The sequence below is a fragment of the Pseudomonas sp. fls2-241-TYG-175 genome, from assembly GCF_030209155.1.
GTDB classification, from domain to species: Bacteria; Pseudomonadota; Gammaproteobacteria; order Pseudomonadales; family Pseudomonadaceae; genus Aquipseudomonas; species Aquipseudomonas viridiflava.
On record NZ_JARVSO010000020.1, the window covers coordinates 109586 to 127683 of the forward strand.

Consider the following 18098-nt stretch of genomic DNA (forward strand, 5'->3'; position numbering starts at 1 on the left):
TACAAAACAGTGTTCAATTCTTTAACACTGTTAGGCTCTGGAACTTCGTCGCGCACTGTACTTAACTGTAGTCCATCAGCCGTACCCGCTAATGCTTCCTGAACAGTCAGGCTCATTTCATGATGGCGAATACGATCCCCCTTGATGCATTGAAGGTTGCCCCGACCGGTGGCGGGATCGTTGCTGCACTCGACAGTGAAAAGCCCCAGTTGAGGGTCAACGCAGCCCCGGACCTTTCCAGTCAGAAGCACGCGGAGGCCAGGCCAGCCCGAAATCGATGTCGTCCAGCGTCAGGTTGGGGTTGTAGGCATAGTCGCCTTTGATATTCGGCCAGCGCCGGGCCATGTAAGCCACTTCATCATTGAAGCGTTCCTGTTTTTCCGGCGAGTCCTCGAAACCTCGGGTCGCCGACTCGTAGTGGTACAACTCGGCATACGGTGTCCAGACGTTGACGTATCCGGCCTCCTGAACCCGCAGGCAGAAGTCGACATCGTTGAACGCTATTTTCAGGTTGACCTCGTCAAGCCCGCCGACCTGCTCGAAGACTTTTTTCCTGATCACCAGACACGCCGCCGTCACCGCAGAAAACTCCTGAATCAGCACCGCACGGGCGAAATAGCCATATTCGCCTCGGGGCAGAAACTTGTGCGCATGGTTGGCAATGCCGCCGATACCGAGAACGACCCCGCCATGCTGCAGCCGATCATCGGGAAACCACAGCCGCGCGCCGACGGCCCCGACGCCTGGCTGCAACGCCAGCGAGACCATCTCATCCAGCCAGTCCGGCGAGATAACCTCGATATCGTTGTTGATCAGCCCGACCAATTCACCGAGCGCCTGGCTGACCGCCCGATTGTTCAACGCTGAATAATTGAACGGCCCGTCGTCCCGCAGAACGCGGATATCGGGCTGCTGATCGATCTGCGCGAAATACGCCAGCGACTCGGCTTCGTCCGAGCCGTTATCGATCACGATGATTTCATAATGCGGATAGGTGGTCAGGCGCTGGATGCTGTAGATGCATTGCTTGAGCAAGGCCCATGCATTGCGGGTCGGGATGATGAGGCTCACCAACGGTGCAGGCTCTGGCAGCGTGTAATGCACCCGATACATGCCAAAAGGCAACAACTCGACCTCACCCTTTCGTCCCGTGCGATGCAGATGATCGTTCAACGCTTTCACCGCGGCATGGACCGCGTACGGCTTCTCATCCGACGCCACGGCCGTGCTGCCTGCATGGATACGCCAGTGATAAAGCACGCGGGGAATATGGACGATCTGCGCGGCACTCAGTTTTTCCGTGCAGCGCAACGCCAGATCGTAATCCTGCGAACCTTCGAACCCTTCCCTGAAGCGGCCCACACGATTGACCAGATCGCGCTGATACACGCCCAGGTGAGAAATCATGTTCTGTGAACGGAACAGAAAGGCATTCCAGTCGGATTTGAAGTACGGGGCACTTCGGGCTCCCTGCTGATCGATCTTGTCTTCGTCCGAATAGATCACCCCGGCATCCGGGTTGTGGACGATGGCGCGAGCCACCCAGTACAAGGCGTGCTCCGGCAGCAGATCATCATGGTCCATGAGCGCGATGTATCGCCCACGGGCAAGATCCAGCGCTGAATTACTGGCCGCCGGGATATGACCGTTTTCGCTGCGCAGCATGATTTTGATCTGTGCGCTCTGACGCTGCACTTTCCTGAGAAAGTCGCGTACTGCGGGTTGCCGGGAAGCGTCGTCGGCGATGCACAGTTCCCAGTGCGGATAGACCTGCTGCCTGATGCTGTCGATGGCCTCACGGAGCATATCCAGCGGCGGATCGAAGACCGGCATGATGACCGAGATCAGCGGAGGATTTTCCCAGTTGCCGATCTCTTCCAGCATGGCGTCACGAGCGCTGTCATTCAGCGTGTCATAGCGTTTGATCCACGCCGCGTAATCATGACGGTCAGGTGCCTCGTTTTCAGGTGCCGCAGCGTGACCCACGGTATTGAACCCGCGCACGCGTTCGATAAGACCACGCACACCATGCTCGCGCAGTACCGTGGTGGCGCGCCGTGTGGTGGCCTTCAACCCGCCGCCCTGGCGAATCAGCGCAGGCAGGCGCCGCGAGGCTATGACCAAACGATGTGTGCTCAAAACCGTATGCCGAATCGGCGCAGCCAGCCTGCGGCTGTAGGAATTCTCCAGCTCATGGATGCGCAGATTCAGTTGATGAATGCGCGTGTCCTTTTCACGCTGCAACTCGAGCATCGCACTCTGCAGCTGCCTGATCAGGTCCTCACGTTCACGCAGGTCATGACCCTTTTCATTCAGCAACCGCTCGACGGTCTGAATGGTGCCGATCTCGCCCTCGATCACATGCCGTTCGATCAGTTGCGTGGCGCTGTCCAGTTCACTCACCCGCCGCGTCAGGGCCTGAATCTGATCGGACAGGGGCTGCACGGCCGTGCGCAATGAGGTCTCGTGCTGCTGGCTCCAGTTGAGTCCCTGACTGATGCGGCGGGCAATGACTTCATCGGTGTACAGCACCAGATCAACGGTCAGCACCAGCTCGCGGATGTCGTGACGTTGCGACAGGTCGACGGGCAGTTGCAGATAGGGGTCATCGTCAAGGCTGACGAACAGCAGAGAGGATCCAGTGCGCTCCACCTCTTGCAGACCTGATACCGAAGGCAGCGCTGCGGTCTGAGCATCCCACTGCCAGATCACTGTCTGCTCCTTTTCAATTTGCAGGTTGTCCAGCGAAAAGGTCATGCGCCGGTCGACCGGATCGAGCCGCAATGATCGAGGTAAGGTTTCAATGCTGCTCAGCGAAAACCGCAGGTGCTGGTGACCGGGCAGCACTTCAAGGTTCAGTGCTGATTCCTCTTTAAAGTTACCCGCCTCATCGCTGTAATACAGCCGGGCCTGTATTTTGGGAGCGGTCGGCGACACCCGCTGATTGATGATCCGGTCCGCCTCCCAGTTGAGAAAACGGCTCGCCTCAAGGCCAGTCACGAAAGCCTGAAAATGCGCTTCCTGTTCGATGAAACCGTCCAGTTGCGCCGGGGTGATTTCCAGTCCTGCGTGAAACAGTGTTTCGGTGACGAACTGCCTGCGCGTCAGTGGCATCACACTGCTGCAGAACGGCGAGGCACTGGCGATCAGCAGCAACAGCGCGCGTATCAACAGATGTCCCAGTTCGATACCCGCAGCGGCCTCCCATTCAATGTCGATCAGTGTGGGCCGGTCGTCCGCGTCGAGGATGATGTTCTGCGGTACGGCATCGATGAGTACGCCGGGCAGCCGTTCATCCAGACGCTGCAATGGCAACTCGTGACCCTGCCCGGCCAGCAGATCCCTTAACGCCTGACAATAGCGCGCCACAAACGCACCGAACTGTCTGACGGTCCAGTTGGGCGTGCTGGCGATTTCAAGAAACTGCTGGCTGAGCACGCTGCCGCGCCGATAGGGATCGACACGCGAGAGCACATGGCGAAAGTCCTTGTGGGGCGCACCGTCCGAGCGCAACGGCTCATGCCGCACTTCGATGTCGTCCGGTGTTTCGATGAACAGGGTTTGCTTGCAGTAGCCGGGCTTGCGACTGACGTTGTAATGCCCCGCCAGCAAGTTCGGCATGGCCAGCGGCGTCAGCGAACAGGACGCGGCAATCAGAAACGAATTGGCCAGATCCATGCCCAGCCCGTTGTCGACCACCACGGGCCAGGCACGCTCCAGATTGAACAACGTGGCTCCCGGCAGTTGCGGGTCCTTGCGTACGTTCTGCCACAGCAACGCGGCGGCATCGAAGTCCGGGTGTTCGAAGCCGCGTTGAGTGACGATGGAATTGGGCAGTTTGTAATCAGGGGCGGGAAACAGAAATTCCGAACGGCTGAAACCGGCCCGCTCAAGAAGGTGGGTCAGCCGTTTGCGTCCGAACGTCTGCGGGCCATGGGTCGAATAACGTCCTTCCACGCCAGCCATGGGTATGGCCAGATGATCCTCTGGCGCGCCCGCGAAGTATTTCAGCCCCAACTGGTTTTCAATCGCCAGCAGCAGGATGCCGTCGGGCTCCAGCAGTTCGCGGACCCTGACCAGCATGTCCAGCGCCGGATCATCGCCCTGATTGAACAGGCTGGCATATTCGAGCACGCCGATCAGGGTGATGACGTCGAAGCGTTGCGGCGGCTGGAACTGCTCGAACCGCTCGGCAATCACCGTGACATTGTCCAGATCACGGGTCCGGCTGGCCGCGATCCTGGCCCGGCGCAGGCTGCCTTCAAGGCTCAGCACCGTAGCGCCGCACTCGCCCAGATACCGGCTGATCGCCCCGCAACCGGCGCCAATTTCCAGCACCCTGCCCGTCAGGCAATGCTCGAAGGGACGCAGCAGATTGCCCCGCGCGCGACCCAGGTGATAAAGCGACACCCAGTCGGTGCAGTGCTGACCCAGTTCGGTTGAAAGCACGCTCAGGTCTTGCGCCTGGCGCACGATGTCGGCCAGACGTTCTTCATGCTCGTCGCCATCGCTGTAAGCCAGCCCTTCGTAATCGGGACGTGCCCACACGCCCGTACGCCGGTCCAGCCGGTATCCGCTCTGCTCAAGGTGCCTCATTATGCTGTTCCTGATCGAAGTCCATGGTGAGGGCCAGATCGACCAGTCCGAACAGCGTGGGGGTCGGGGCCACGACAATGTGAATGGCGTCGTAGCGACGATCGTGGGGAACGATCTCTTCGCCCTCGCGAGAGGCAACGCCCAGAGAAATGAAGTAATCGCCTGCTGACAGCCGGTTCCTGAAACTCAGACACGCCCTGAGTTGCGAACCCGGCTCGTAGAGTTGCCGACTGGCGGCGCACTCCAGCAGCCAGGAATTGCTGCCATAGACCGTGACGCCCTCCTTGGTCTTGACCGTGAAGCCCAGCACCGGATGGCTGATGAGCCGGTTGAAACGGATGGCCACCTGCAACAGCACCTCGGCACCTGGCTCGATACCGAGTGGAAACTCCCGCCCTTCCACGGACAGGTGAAAGTCCATCAGCATCGCCGCACCATCGCCCCAACGGTACTCATGTGGATTGAAACCGGGGCGCGACTCGAAGGCATCCTGCTCGAAGTTCAGTACCGGTCTCTGGACGCTTACAGCGGGCTGCCGAACGGGAGACTCGTTTGTCACAGGGCTCGGCGATGCCTGTGTCATCTGGCGATTGCGGCCGAACAGAATGTCCATGTAGCGGTTGACGACAGTACGCGGCGCGCCGCTCGTTTCCACCCGGCCACCCTCCAGCAGAATCGCCCGGTTGCAATGGGTGACCACCTGTTCGCTGGCATGCGTGACCAACAGGATGCTGGTGCCGTTCTGCTTGAGCTGTCGCAACCGCTCAAAGCATTTGGCCTGAAATTTTGCGTCGCCGACCGACAACGCCTCGTCGACGATCAGAATCTGCGGATCGACCTGCGCCTGCACGGCGAACGCCAGACGCACCGCCATGCCGCTGGAATAGGTCTTGACCGGCTGATCGATGAAGTCACCGATGTCGGCAAACCTGGCAATGGCGTCGAAGCGCTGATCGACTTCGTCGCGGCTCAGCCCCAGTACCGAAGCGTTCAGGTAAACGTTCTCCCGACCGGTAAATTCGGGGTTGAAGCCAGATCCAAGCTCCAGCAATGCCGCGACACGCCCCTGGGTATGAACCGAGCCGCCGGATGGCCGCAGGGTGCCGCAGATGATTTGCAGCAGCGTCGATTTGCCTGAGCCGTTGCGACCGACCAGCCCGACGGTTTCTCCGCGCCGCACTTCGAAATCGACATTGCGCAGCGCCCAGAACGCCTGCCCATAGCTCTTCACCGGCATGCCAAGTCGACGCTGCACTCGCGGCACAAGCGAGTGCAGGACTCGATCCATGGGTCGGTCGTAGCTGTAAAAGCATTTGGAAATATCGCGGACGCTGATCGCGATTTCGTCAGAGGACATCGGCGAACCCCCTGCGAGCTTTCTGAAAGAAGCCGAAGCCTGCCGCCGCCATTGCAGAGGCGATCAGCATCGCCAGGGCCAGGCTTTGCCAGTCCGGCCAGTTTCCGAACAGCAGCACGTTGCGGCTTTCTTCGATGATGTAGGTCAGCGGGTTGAGCTTCAGCCAGGGTTGGTAGACCTGAGGCAATGCCGCCACCGGATACAGCACCGGCGAGAGGAACAGCAACACAGTGGTCAACACCCCGATGACCTGACCCACATCACGCAGGTACACGCCCAGCGCGGCCAGCAACCAACTGAAGCCCAGGGTCGCGATGGCCAGCGGCAACAGCACCAGCGGGAACAGGAACGCCGTCCAGTAGAGAGTCTGGGTCAGGATGAACTGCGCCAGCAGCAGTACGACAAGGCTGGTGCCCGCATGAAAAATGGCCGAGCCCAGCGTCACGACGGGCAGCACCTCCAGGGGAAACACTACTTTCTTCACGAAATTGCCGTTGCTCATGATCAGCGACGGCGCGCGGTTCGCACATTCGGCGAACAGTCCATGCACGATCATCCCCACGAACAACAGAATGGCAAACCCGCCCTTGCCGGTGTCCTGCCCGACCCAACGGGCCTGGAAGACTTCGGAGAACACAAAGGTGTACACCGCAAGCATCAGCACCGGGTTGAAAAACGACCAGGCGATACCGATCACCGAACCGCGATAACGACCAATGACTTCGCGCCGGGTCATGGTGATGATCAATTGTCGGTGACGCCACAGGCTGCGCAGCAGATCCAGAGGACCGGCAGCCGGCGCCAGATGAGCGCTCAACATGATGGCTCCTGCATTTCGGGGGAAGGATCAAGGCAATGGGAAATTCAGATCGCCACGGGCATGGCTACCGCCCCCGAGACAGACTCACAGGCGTGAAACGCAACGAAGGGGTCGAGGCGTCGGAAAGGGTTCGCACAGACAGTGCTGCGAAGGGCATTTCCGAAAATCAGTGTGGCAGCCAATACGCGGGACAGATGCGTCGGGCGATGGATGGTTGCAGGTGTTTCGATGGGTTTACAGCTCGGATCGCCCGCAAGCCGCCGCTTATCAAACAACCTGTAACTCATTGAAGAAAAACGATTTGTGGGAGCGGACTTGTCCGCGAATACCGTAGTTCAGTCGATGAATATTCGTCGGATGTACAGCCTTTTCGCGGACAAGTCCGCTCCCACCAAGTTTGCCGCGCGACAGCGCTACGTCGAAGAGGTCGTTGCGCCTCTCACAGTCCCGTGCTTGCTGCACGACCGCGCTACACCGGAGACTATCAAGCCTGCGGCGGCTGTCCGTTGGAGGCCGACAGACCGCCATCCACCGGCAGGTTTACGCCGGTGACAAAGCGCGCGTCGTCGCTGGCCAGGAAGGCAATCACGTCACCGATGTCTTCAGGCTCGGCGGGACGGCCCAGCGCGATGCGTTCCTTGAACTTGGCCATCAGCGCGTCGTTGTCCATCATGTCGTCGGTCAGTTCACTGCGGGTCAGCGACGGGCATACCGCGTTCACCCGCACGCCGTCGGCGCCATGGTCCAACGCCAGCGCGCGGGTGAAGTTGGTGATCGCACCTTTGGCCGCGTTGTAGAAACTCATGCCCCAGTCTCCGCCCATCCCGGACACCGACGAGACGTTGACGATATTACCCTTGCTGACAATCAGTGCAGGCATCGCACTGCGGGTGCAATAGAAGACGCCATCCAGGTCCACCGACATCAGCTCTTTCCAGTCTTGCACTTCAAGTTCGGTGACCTTGCCGGACTTCACGATGCCCGCATTATTGACCAGCACATCCAGACGGCCGAAGTGACTGGCGACTTCCTTGAACAGCGCCTCGACATCGCTCAGGTCCGCCACGTCGGCCGCCCTGACCAGATGACCTTCGCCCTCCAGTTGCGCGTGTACTTTTTTCAGCTTTTCTTCGTTGCGGCCGACCAGCACCACGCTGGCGCCTTCCCTGGCAAAACGCTTGGCCGTGGCTTCGCCGATTCCGGAACCGGCGCCTGTGACCACAACGACTTTCTGGGTGAAACGATTCATTGAAAATGCTCCGAAAAAGTGAATACGTGTCTGGTGGACTGTGAGGCCCCCGGCCGCGTTCACTCTCATTCACGTGAGGCACTTTCAGGTCATTCCAAACGGTCGATATTCGACTAATCGTGCGTTGACAAACCCTTCACACCCTGTAAATAATCGGCGAAGTTGTACGACAACCTATGACGCCAAAACAATAAAAACAAAGCCGGGGCCCATTCCATGAAGACTCGCGTCCGTATGCCCGCTCTACCTTGCGTAACCCCCTGGATCGCCGTCGCCGCGGCAAGGTTCTATCCTCTCGCAGCATTCCAAGACACTCGTGTTTTATAGATTTCGCTGACTGTCAGCGAACGGTACCCGGCTGTCTTTCAGCCAGGGCCATGCCTGGAAACAGGCATCACATAATCCTCGTCGGTGTCGGCTCTTGCCTGTGCAAGGCCAGAAAAGAGGACGGTTTCGTTAAACCAAGGGAGCACAACAATAATGACATCTCACACCACCCGTTCGCGCATCCTGATGGGCGTTGGCAGCATGACGCTGCTCTGCCCGCTGATGAGCATGGCCGAAGGCTTCGTGGACGACACCAAGGCCACGCTCAACCTGCGTAACGCCTACTTCAACCGCAATTTCACCAACCCCGCGTTCCCCAACAGCGCGGCCCCGCAAAGCAAGGCTGAAGAATGGACGCAAAGCTTCATTCTCGACGCCAAGTCGGGCTTCACCCAAGGCACGGTCGGGTTCGGTGTCGACGTGCTCGGGCTGTATTCGATCAAGCTCGATGGCGGTCGCGGTACGGGCGGCACTCAATTGCTGCCGATTCACAGCGACGGGCGTCCTGCAGATGATTTCGGTCGTCTGGGCGTGGCGGGCAAGGCACGTTTTTCCAAGACCGAGCTGAAGGTCGGCGAATGGATGCCGGTGCTGCCGATCCTGCGTTCCGATGACGGCCGTTCGCTGCCGCAGACTTTCCAGGGCGGACAGATCACCTCCAAGGAAATCGACGGCCTGACGCTGTATGGCGGTCAGTTCCGCGGCAACAGCCCGCGTAACGACGCCAGCATGGAAGACATGTCGATGAACGGTCGCGGTGCCTTCACGTCCGACCGTTTCAATTTTGGCGGCGGTGAATACGTCTTCAACGAAAAACGCACTCAGCTCGGCGTCTGGTACTCGGAACTGCAGGACATCTATCAGCAGCAGTTCTTTAACCTGCTGCACAGCCAGACCTTCGGTGACTGGACCCTGGGCGCGAACCTGGGCTACTTCATCGGCAAGGAAGACGGCAACAAGCTGGCCGGCGATCTGGATAACAAGACCGCTTATGCCCTGCTTTCGGCCCGTTACGGCGGCAGCACCTTCTATGTCGGTCTGCAGAAGCTCAGCGGCGACACGGCCTGGATGCGCGTCAACGGCACCAGCGGTGGCACGCTGGCCAACGACAGTTACAACTCCAGCTACGACAACGCCAAGGAAAAATCCTGGCAGCTGCGTCACGACTATAATTTCGCCGTATTGGGCGTACCAGGTCTGACCCTGATGAACCGCTATATCAGTGGCGACAACGTGCACACCGGCAATATCACTGACGGCAAGGAATGGGGCCGGGAGTCGGAACTGGCGTACACCGTACAAAGCGGCACGTTCAAGAACCTGAACGTCAAATGGCGGAACTCCAGTTTGCGACGCGACTTCAGCGCCAACGAGTTCGATGAAAACCGTGTCTTCATCAGCTATCCGCTGTCGTTGCTTTGATGCATAGGACCAGGCCCTTCCGCTGGTCGGGCCTGGTCCTGCGCAAGCGTCCAGACGGCGGTTCACCAACGGGCCACTTAATACTTTGGGCGCGTTGACAAGCAGCGCGAGGGCTGCCGATAATCCGGCAAGTCATACGACAACAGATGACAAAAAATAACAATCAGGAAACTTCCTCATGGCATCGGCTCACACTACGCAGACTCCCTTCAATCGCCTCCTGCTGACAGGCGCGGCAGGCGGCCTGGGCAAGGTATTGCGCGAAACGCTGCGTCCCTACGCGAACATTCTCCGACTGTCCGACATCGCCGAAATGGCGCCGGCGGCTGGCAGCCATGAAGAGGTCCAGGTCTGCGACCTCTCCGACAAGAACGCCGTTCATCAGTTGGTCGAAGGCGTTGATGCCATCCTGCATTTTGGTGGCGTTTCCGTAGAGCGGCCGTTCGAGGAAATCCTCGGCGCGAACATCTGCGGCGTATTCCACATCTACGAAGCCGCCCGCCGTCACGGCGTGAAGCGCGTGATCTTCGCCAGCTCCAACCACGTCATCGGTTTCTACAAGCAGGACGAAACCATCGACGCCCATTCTCCGCGCCGCCCGGACAGCTACTACGGCCTGTCCAAATCCTACGGCGAGGACATGGCCAGCTTCTACTTCGATCGCTACGGCATCGAAACCGTCAGCATCCGCATCGGTTCCTCGTTCCCGGAACCGCAGAACCGCAGAATGATGAGCACCTGGCTCAGCTTCGATGATCTGACCCAACTGCTCGAACGCTCCCTATACACGCCCAATGTCGGCCATACCGTGGTGTACGGCGTATCGGACAACAAGACCGTCTGGTGGGACAACCGCATGGCCAGCCAGCTGGGCTATGTTCCCAAGGACAGTTCGGAAGTGTTTCGCGACAAGGTTGAAGCCCAGCCGATGCCGGCCGCCGACGATCCGGCCATGGTCTATCAGGGCGGTGCCTTCGTGGCCTCCGGGCCGTTCGGCGACGAGTAAACATCGCTCATTTACAACCTGAACAGCCTGGAGACACGAGCGCCATGGATGCCGAACTGATTCTGGATGCGCAAAACGCTACGGGTGAGAGCCCTGTCTGGAGTGCCCGCGATCAGGCGCTGTACTGGGTCGACATCCCGGCAGGCCACCTGCATCGCTGGAGCGTACGCGATGGCAGCACTCGCCACTGGAAAGCCCCGCAGATGCTGGCCTGCATCGCGGCCGACGGCAAAGGTGGCTGGGTGGCAGGCATGGAAAGCGGCCTGTTCCACCTGCAGCCCGGCGACGGTGAAAACCTGACCGCCACGCCTCTGGTCGAGGCCACGCACGCACGACCCGGCATGCGCTTCAACGATGGTCGTTGCGACCGTCAGGGACGCTTCTGGGCAGGCACCATGTTCATGGACATGAGTGCCGGTGCCGTGGTCGGCGCGATGTATCGCTACAGCGCAGGGCAACAGACGCTGGAACCGGTGCTGAAAGACTTCATCGTGCCCAACGGCCTGGCGTTCAGCCCGGACGGCATAACGATGTACCTGTCCGACTCGCACCCCAGCGTGCAAAAGATCTGGGCCTTCGATTACGACACCGACAGCGGCACCCCGCACAACCGCCGCCTGTTCGTGGACATGAACAACTATCTGGGTCGCCCGGATGGCGCAGCCATCGACGCCGATGGCTGCTACTGGATCTGCGGCAATGACGCCGGTCTGATTCATCGTTTCACCCCACAGGGCAAGCTCGACCAGTCACTGGTCGTGCCCGTGAAAAAACCCGCCATGTGCGCATTCGGCGGCCCGGACATGGACACCCTGTTCGTGACGTCTATCCGCCCTGGCGGCGATCTGAGCGATCAACCACTCGCCGGTGGTGTGTTCGCTCTACGGCCCGGCGTCAAAGGCCTGGAGGAGCCTGTTTTCCGGGATTGATCCACACACTGAGCCACAACATTGAAGCAACAGCACTGAACCCAATAGCACCGACCAAAAACAAGAAAATCGGAGATATCCATGGACTTCAAACGCACACTTCTCATCGCTGCACTTCCGCTCGCGTTCTGCATGTCTGGCATCGCGCAGGCTGAAGTAAAAATCAAGTTCGCCGAAGTGCACCCCGCCGGCTATCCGCCGGTCGTGGCCGAGCAGAATATGGGCAAAAAGCTGCAGGAAGAAACCAAGGGCGAGATCAGCTTCAAGATGTTTGCCGGCGGCGTGCTGGGCTCGGAGAAGGAAGTCGTCGAGCAGGTGCAGTCCGGCGCCATCCAGATGACCCGGGTCAGCCTCGGCATCGTCGGCCCGGTGGTACCGGACGTCAACGCGTTCAACCTGCCGTTCGTGTTCCGTGACCAGGCGCACATGCGCACCATCATCGATGGCGAAATCGGTCAGGAAATGCTCGACAAGATCACCAACTCGAACTTCAACATGGTCGCGCTGGCCTGGATGGATGGCGGCACGCGCAACCTGTACACCAAGAAGCCGGTACGCAGCATCGCCGACCTCAAGGGCATGAAGATTCGCGTACAGGGCAACCCGGTGTTCATCGACACCATCAACGACATGGGCGGCAACGGTATCGCCATGGCCACCGGCGAGATTTTCAGCGCCCTGCAGACTGGCGTGATCGACGGTGCGGAAAACAACCCGCCGACCTACTTCCAGCACAACCACTACCAGAACGCCAAGTTCTACACCATGACCGAGCACTTGATCCTGCCTGAGCCTGTGGTGATGTCGAAAACCACCTGGACCAAGCTCACGCCCGAGCAACAGACCCTGGTGAAGAAGCTGGCGCGCGACGCGCAGATGGAAGAGCGCAAGCTGTGGGACGCCGCATCGGCTGCCGATGAAGCCAAGCTCAAGGCCGCAGGTGTGGAATTCATCACCCTGACTGCCGAGCAGAAAAAGGCGTTCTACGACGCAACCCAGGCCGTGCGTGACAAATACGGCGCGCCTTACAAGGATCTGATCAGCCGTATCGAAGCGGTCCAGACCGATCCTGCGCTGATGGCAAAAACCCAAGCTGCCCAATAAGACAGTCCGATAACGCCGCGGGGGCGAGCGAGAGCTCGTTCGCCGCCGCTGTGGTGAGCCTCCATGAAAAATACGTTATTGCGCATCAACGACACGCTTTACCGGGTCTGTATCGGGATCGCGGGTCTGTCGGTCCTGATCATGACCCTGATCATTCCCTGGGGCATTTTCGCCCGTTACGTGCTGGGCAGCGGTTCCAGCTGGCCGGAACCGGTCGCCATTCTGCTGATGGTGGTGTTCACCTTCTTCGGCGCTGCAGCCAGTTATCGTGCTGGCGCACACATGGCCGTGGCCATGGCGGTCGACCGCATGCCGTTGCAGGTGCGCAAAGTGGCAACAGTGATCGTGCAGATTCTGATGGCCATCGTTGCGCTGTTCATGATCGTCAAGGGCTTCAAGCTGTGCGCCACCACCTGGAATCAGTTTCTGGGTGAAATCCCGTCTCTGCGGGTTGGCATCTCTTATCTGCCGATTCCCATCGGCGGCATCGTGACCCTGATTTTCGTGCTGGAAAGGATGTTCCTGGGTGACCAGAGTCACCGCTCCGTCATGCGGTTCGACGTCATTGAAGAAAGCGAAGGTGCCGCATAAATGGACGCATTAGTACTGTTGGGCAGCTTTATCGCACTGATCCTGATCGGCATGCCCGTGGCCTACGCGCTGGGCTTGTCGGCGTTGATTGGTGCCTGGTGGATCGAGATCCCCGCCGATGCCCTGATGATTCAGATCGCGGGCGGCGTGAACAAATTTTCGCTGCTGGCGATTCCGTTCTTTGTACTGGCCGGTGCCATCATGGCCGAAGGCGGCATGTCACGAAGGCTGGTGGCCTTTGCCGGGGTGCTGGTGGGCTTCGTGCGCGGCGGGCTGTCACTGGTCAACATCGTGGCCTCGACCTTCTTCGGCGCCATCTCCGGCTCGTCCGTGGCCGACACCGCTTCGGTGGGCTCGGTGCTGATCCCGGAAATGGAACGCAACGGCTACCCTCGGGATTTCTCGACGGCCGTAACGGTGAGCGGCTCGGTGCAAGCCCTGCTGACGCCACCCAGCCACAACTCGGTGCTCTACTCGCTGGCCGCTGGCGGCACGGTATCGATCGCTTCGCTGTTCATGGCCGGGATCATGCCGGGCCTGTTGCTCAGCGCGGTGATGATGGGCCTGTGCATGATCTTCGCCCGCAAGCGCAACTACCCGAAAGGCGAAGTGATCCCGATGCGTCAGGCGCTGAAAATCGCCGGTGAAGCACTGTGGGGCATGATGGCGCTGGTCATCATTCTGGGCGGGATCCTGTCGGGCGTGTTCACCGCGACCGAATCGGCGTCCATCGCCGTGGTCTGGTCGTTCTTCGTGACCATGTTCATCTACCGCGACTACAAATGGCGCGACCTGCCCAAGCTGATGCACCGGGCGGCACGGACCATTTCCATCGTGATGATCCTGATCGGTTTCGCCGCCAGCTTCGGTTACATCCTGACGCTGATGGAAATCCCGATGAAGATCACGACAGCGTTCCTGACGCTGTCGGATAACCGTTACGTGATCCTGATGTGCATCAACGTGATGTTGCTGCTGCTCGGCACCATCATGGACATGGCACCGCTGATCCTGATCCTCACCCCGATCCTGCTGCCTGTCGTCGCCAGTGTCGGTGTCGACCCGGTTCACTTCGGCATGATCATGCTGGTCAACCTGGGTATCGGCCTGATCACACCGCCGGTGGGTGCAGTGCTGTTCGTGGGCGCCGCGGTGGGTAAAGTCACCATCGAAGCGACCGTGAAAGCCCTGCTGCCGTTCTACGCCGCACTGTTCATGGTGCTGATGCTGGTGACTTACGTCCCGGCTATCTCGCTGTGGCTGCCAGGCGCTGTGCTCTGAATCCTCGTGACTGACTGTCAGCCCTCGCGAGCTCTTGTTCGCGAGGGTCATGACAGCGCTGCTTTTTCCAGCCAAGGAGGCTGGTCCCGCATGTCCGCCCCTGCCCTGTTTCCCCGTCACATCGCCGTCCTGATACTGGCGCTGCTGGCCTGCTCGTTCGCCGGCAATCACATTGCCGCACGCATTGCCTTCGACCATGACACCGGCCTGCTGCTGGCGATTCTGTGTCGCTCCGGTGTCACCCTGCTGGTGCTCGTCAGTCTGGTGCTGCTGCAACGCGAACGGCTCAACCTGCCCGCCAGCACCTGGCGCTGGCAACTGCTGCTGGGCTTGCTGATCGCGACCCAGAGCTTCTGCATCTATTCGGCCGTGGCCCGGATTCCGGTTGCCTTGGCTCTGCTGGTGGTCAACGTCTCGCCGATCCTGCTGGCGCTGCTGACCTGGGCGCTGGGCGGTTCAGCCCCGACGCGCCGCGCGGCGGCCTTGATGGGCGTGATTCTGTTCGGTCTGGTTCTGGCGCTCGATGTGCCGCACCGTTTGTCCAACCCCGGCAGCAGCGAGCCCCAGTGGCTGGAAGGCATTGCCTACGCCTTTACCGCGGCGGTGGTGTTTGCCTTCGCGCTGTGGATCACCGACAACAAGCTGTCCAGCATGCGCGGCACCGTGCGCAGCATGCTGACCATGGTCGTGGTGTTCATCGCCGCTGCTGTGGCCGGTGCCAGCGGTCTGCTGCCCGGCGGCGTGGACCTGCCGACCAGCCGCATCGGCTGGACCGCGCTGGCCAGTCTGGTGTTGCTGTACGGCGTCGGTTTTTCACTGCTGTTCATCTGCATGGCGCGCCTGGACATCGCCCGCAATGCGCCGGTCATGAACATCGAACCGGTGGCGAGCCTGCTGTTTGGCTGGCTGATTCTGGATCAACTGCTCAGCAGCGGCCAGGTCATCGGTGGGTTGATCGTCGTCAGTGGCATCGTCCTGCTGACCTGGCGCCGCGCCACACCGCCTTCACCGCCAAAATCCGTCACTACCGAAGAGGCTCCGCACCATGCCCGCGAACGTTCTGACCCTTGAAGACGGCCTGACCCGGCTGACCCTGGCGCCCGAGACAGGCGGCAGCATCGTCAACTGGACAGTCCTGAGCAGCGGCCAGCCATTGCTGCGCCACAGCTCCGACGAAGCCCTGGCCGCTGGTACGCCTCGCAAACTGGCGCTGTACCCACTGGCGCCCTGGTCGAACCGGATCGGCGACGGCGGCTTCGACACACCCGACGGCTGGCTCGCCCTGTCGCCCAACAGCGTCAACGATGCGTTGCCCATTCACGGCAGCGCCTGGCAACAAGCCTGGGATGTCGTCGAGCAGACTGAAACTCATGTTTGCCTGCAACTCGACAGTCAGATTCCCTTCGCCTATCAGGCACGAGTCCGCTACACGCTGCTCGACGGCCGGTTGAGCATCGAGCTGAGCACCACACATCTGGACAGCCGTGCAGCCTGGCACGGACTGGGCCTGCACCCTTATCTGCCGCGCACGCCCGAGACACGTCTGCAGGCCAAGGCTTCGCAGGTCTGGCTGTGCGACGAGGCAGGCCTGCCCACCGAGCTGCAGGATCTGCCAGACGAATGGAATTTCCGGAACGGCAACAGCCTGCCGCACGCGAAGCTGGACAACGGTTTTACCGAATGGGACGGCCGCAGCGTCATCCGCCAGCCCGATCTGGGCTACGAGCTGCATTGCGAGGCCAGCGGCAGCGAATACTTTCTGGTCTTCTGCCCGCCGGGGCTGGACTTCTTCTGCTTTGAACCGGTCAGTCACCCGGTCAACGCCCATCACCTGCCGGGGCATCCAGGGTTGAAGCTGTTGCAGCGTGGAGAATCCATGACGCTGGGGTTCAGCCTGCTTTATCGGGCGCTTTAGCCTGTCGATTCATTCTATGACCAGCACCGACCGGCCACTCATCCTGACAAGACCGGCGGGGCTGGCACAGTCGCCGTCGATCATTGAATCGATGTCGCCCAGCACGAAGACAGTCACCGCCCTGGCCCCCTGGTAGCGGCCGTCCACGATGTATCCGGTCCCTACGACAACCGAGCCCTTATCCTCCACCTCCTGAAGCGCCGTGTTGAACACGTAAGTACTGGTCGTCCGGTCGTCCCAATTGATCACCCATGTAATGGGCGAAGCCAGATTGCGCAGCCGCGGGCAGGACAAATCCGCCTGAAATCTCTGCTCCGCCGAGGCGCTGAAACTCAGGTAAGAGGAAGGCGACTCACAAGGCCCCCAGTAGCTTTTGGTGGTGATATCAACCGGCTTACGGGTATTGGTCAGGCCCGGAGACCACTTGGCGATGTGCACGCCGTTCACGCAAGTGACCTGATTCTCCGGTTCAGCCTCAGCCCGCTCGGGCACGATGAGCAGGGTTGTGCCCACGCAGATCAAAACAACTGTGGCCAGACAAACCAGACCTGATAAAAACCGCTCGACAGTGAGAGGCATGATCGGCTCCGTGAACGTGATGATGTTCAGCTACCGGTGTATCAGCCTGCGTCGTCGGTTTCTACTGTAGGAAATGACAGGAGCCGGGATATACCATTGACATATCCCAAATAGAATTTACTCTGGATCATTCATTTCCAGCGAAGGAGATTCCTTACATGGAGCAATCAACAGTGTTCAAAAGTAATCGCAGCCAAGCCGTTCGGCTGCCTAAGGCGCTGGCGCTTCCAGACGATGTGAAACGCGTGGATGTTGTCGCTGTCGGCAGAACCCGCATCATTTCGCCAGCGGGTGAGACGTGGAACAGTTGGTTCGATGGCGACAGCGTCAGCGCCGACTTCATGACAGAGCGAGAGCAGCCCGCCGATCAGTTGCGTGAGTCGTTCTGATGTTGAAGTACATGCTCGATACGAATATCTGCATCTTCACAATCAAGAACAAACCACTTTCTGTACGTGAAGCGTTCAATCTTCATCACGGGCAGTTATGCATAAGCGCAATCACCTTGATGGAGCTAATCTACGGCGCTGAAAAATCATTGAGTCCTGAAAGAAACCTGGCCGTCGTCGAAGGATTTGCTGCGCGCCTGGAAGTACTTCCATACGATAGTAATGCTGCGGCTCATACCGGGATGATCAGGGCAGAGCTGGCCAGATCGGGCACACCTATTGGCCCTTACGACCAGATGATTGCAGGCCATGCCCGCTCTCTTGGGCTGGAAGTCATCACAAACAACCTGCGCGAATTCCGTCGCGTCGAAGGCTTGCGCGTAAACGACTGGGTCGCCTAGTACACCATTCACCGCAGATAACGCTATCTGCCCCGCCAGCCCTGATAAAAGTCCGTTCAATCCACCTTCTTTCCCCTGTGATCCGTTCCCGCTTCGCCTGCGTAACACACAGGCATACCGAACCAAAACCAG

General features: G+C 59.8%; 15 protein-coding genes. 10 read left to right on the forward strand and 5 right to left on the reverse strand.

Annotated features, from left to right (window positions below; translation table 11 throughout):
* Positions 1-216: 216 nt before the first annotated feature.
* The 4 genes from QRN20_RS15480 to budC all read right to left on the reverse strand — a co-directional run bounded on the left by QRN20_RS15480 (position 217) and on the right by budC (position 8022).
* Entirely contained in the window at positions 217-4596 is a 4380-nt protein-coding gene (locus QRN20_RS15480) for a glycosyltransferase (protein ID WP_285360714.1), read from the reverse strand.
* Entirely contained in the window at positions 4583-5953 is a 1371-nt protein-coding gene (locus QRN20_RS15485) for an ABC transporter ATP-binding protein (RefSeq protein ID WP_217667243.1), read from the reverse strand. The genes QRN20_RS15480 and QRN20_RS15485 overlap by 14 nt, the downstream gene beginning before the upstream one ends.
* Entirely contained in the window at positions 5943-6773 is an 831-nt protein-coding gene (locus QRN20_RS15490; RefSeq protein WP_425335246.1) for an ABC transporter permease, read from the reverse strand. Before QRN20_RS15490 ends, QRN20_RS15485 begins: the two co-directional genes overlap by 11 nt.
* A gap of 484 nt (positions 6774-7257) precedes the next feature.
* Positions 7258-8022 (reverse strand): meso-2,3-butanediol dehydrogenase, encoded by a 765-nt coding sequence (gene budC / locus QRN20_RS15495; RefSeq protein ID WP_029242056.1) that lies wholly within the window; start codon positions 8020-8022, stop codon positions 7258-7260.
* A gap of 480 nt (positions 8023-8502) precedes the next feature.
* Between budC and QRN20_RS15500 the strand changes: the two genes are divergently transcribed.
* The 8 genes from QRN20_RS15500 (at position 8503) to QRN20_RS15535 (ending at position 16597) form a co-directional block, all read left to right on the forward strand.
* The gene (locus QRN20_RS15500) at positions 8503-9771 is read left to right on the forward strand and encodes an OprD family porin (protein WP_285360716.1); all 1269 of its coding nucleotides are present in this window, start codon (positions 8503-8505) and stop codon (positions 9769-9771) included.
* 178 nt (positions 9772-9949) lie between these two features.
* Positions 9950-10777, forward strand: coding sequence for an NAD-dependent epimerase/dehydratase family protein (locus QRN20_RS15505; RefSeq protein WP_122412249.1), 828 nt, complete (start codon positions 9950-9952; stop codon positions 10775-10777).
* 44 nt (positions 10778-10821) lie between these two features.
* Positions 10822-11706, forward strand: a complete 885-nt coding sequence (locus QRN20_RS15510; protein ID WP_122711196.1) for a glucurono-1,5-lactonase — start codon at positions 10822-10824, stop codon at positions 11704-11706.
* Between the two features lie 81 nt (positions 11707-11787).
* Entirely contained in the window at positions 11788-12810 is a 1023-nt protein-coding gene (locus tag QRN20_RS15515; RefSeq protein ID WP_058432086.1) for a TRAP transporter substrate-binding protein, read from the forward strand.
* Between the two features lie 63 nt (positions 12811-12873).
* Positions 12874-13401: a TRAP transporter small permease gene (locus tag QRN20_RS15520; RefSeq protein WP_004883291.1), complete on the forward strand. Its 528-nt coding sequence runs from the start codon at positions 12874-12876 to the stop codon at positions 13399-13401.
* Entirely contained in the window at positions 13402-14682 is a 1281-nt protein-coding gene (locus tag QRN20_RS15525; RefSeq protein ID WP_122208556.1) for a TRAP transporter large permease, read from the forward strand. It begins immediately after the preceding gene.
* Positions 14683-14772: 90 nt separating this feature from the next.
* Positions 14773-15753, forward strand: coding sequence for an EamA family transporter (locus tag QRN20_RS15530; protein ID WP_122434558.1), 981 nt, complete (start codon positions 14773-14775; stop codon positions 15751-15753).
* Positions 15728-16597, forward strand: coding sequence for an aldose 1-epimerase (locus QRN20_RS15535; RefSeq protein ID WP_122434557.1), 870 nt, complete (start codon positions 15728-15730; stop codon positions 16595-16597). Before QRN20_RS15530 ends, QRN20_RS15535 begins: the two co-directional genes overlap by 26 nt.
* A gap of 9 nt (positions 16598-16606) precedes the next feature.
* Here QRN20_RS15535 and QRN20_RS15540 read toward each other — a convergent pair whose 3' ends face one another.
* Positions 16607-17176, reverse strand: a complete 570-nt coding sequence (locus tag QRN20_RS15540) for a hypothetical protein (RefSeq protein ID WP_285360722.1) — start codon at positions 17174-17176, stop codon at positions 16607-16609.
* Between the two features lie 158 nt (positions 17177-17334).
* Between QRN20_RS15540 and vapB the strand changes: the two genes are divergently transcribed.
* Together vapB and vapC are read left to right on the forward strand one after the other, a co-directional pair.
* On the forward strand, positions 17335-17565 hold the full coding sequence (gene vapB / locus QRN20_RS15545; protein WP_057410687.1) for a type II toxin-antitoxin system VapB family antitoxin: 231 nt from the start codon (positions 17335-17337) through the stop codon (positions 17563-17565).
* Positions 17565-17966: a type II toxin-antitoxin system tRNA(fMet)-specific endonuclease VapC gene (vapC, locus tag QRN20_RS15550; protein WP_057410686.1), complete on the forward strand. Its 402-nt coding sequence runs from the start codon at positions 17565-17567 to the stop codon at positions 17964-17966. Before vapB ends, vapC begins: the two co-directional genes overlap by 1 nt.
* Positions 17967-18098 lie beyond the last annotated feature (132 nt).

Bases quoted from the DNA above. Each gene is read 5' to 3' on its own strand.
- QRN20_RS15510 (WP_122711196.1), top strand. From the start codon at position 10,822: ATGGATGCCGAACTGATTCTGGATGCGCAAAACGCTACGGGTGAGAGC.
- QRN20_RS15520 (WP_004883291.1), top strand. From the start codon at position 12,874: ATGAAAAATACGTTATTGCGCATCAACGACACGCTTTACCGGGTCTGT.
- budC (WP_029242056.1), bottom strand. From the start codon at position 8,022: ATGAATCGTTTCACCCAGAAAGTCGTTGTGGTCACAGGCGCCGGTTCC.
- vapB (WP_057410687.1), top strand. From the start codon at position 17,335: ATGGAGCAATCAACAGTGTTCAAAAGTAATCGCAGCCAAGCCGTTCGG.
- QRN20_RS15525 (WP_122208556.1), top strand. From the start codon at position 13,402: ATGGACGCATTAGTACTGTTGGGCAGCTTTATCGCACTGATCCTGATC.
- QRN20_RS15480 (WP_285360714.1), bottom strand. From the start codon at position 4,596: ATGAGGCACCTTGAGCAGAGCGGATACCGGCTGGACCGGCGTACGGGC.
- QRN20_RS15500 (WP_285360716.1), top strand. From the start codon at position 8,503: ATGACATCTCACACCACCCGTTCGCGCATCCTGATGGGCGTTGGCAGC.
- QRN20_RS15515 (WP_058432086.1), top strand. From the start codon at position 11,788: ATGGACTTCAAACGCACACTTCTCATCGCTGCACTTCCGCTCGCGTTC.
- QRN20_RS15540 (WP_285360722.1), bottom strand. From the start codon at position 17,176: ATGCCTCTCACTGTCGAGCGGTTTTTATCAGGTCTGGTTTGTCTGGCC.
- QRN20_RS15530 (WP_122434558.1), top strand. From the start codon at position 14,773: ATGTCCGCCCCTGCCCTGTTTCCCCGTCACATCGCCGTCCTGATACTG.
- QRN20_RS15490 (WP_425335246.1), bottom strand. From the start codon at position 6,773: ATGTTGAGCGCTCATCTGGCGCCGGCTGCCGGTCCTCTGGATCTGCTG.
- vapC (WP_057410686.1), top strand. From the start codon at position 17,565: ATGTTGAAGTACATGCTCGATACGAATATCTGCATCTTCACAATCAAG.
- QRN20_RS15485 (WP_217667243.1), bottom strand. From the start codon at position 5,953: ATGTCCTCTGACGAAATCGCGATCAGCGTCCGCGATATTTCCAAATGC.
- QRN20_RS15505 (WP_122412249.1), top strand. From the start codon at position 9,950: ATGGCATCGGCTCACACTACGCAGACTCCCTTCAATCGCCTCCTGCTG.
- QRN20_RS15535 (WP_122434557.1), top strand. From the start codon at position 15,728: ATGCCCGCGAACGTTCTGACCCTTGAAGACGGCCTGACCCGGCTGACC.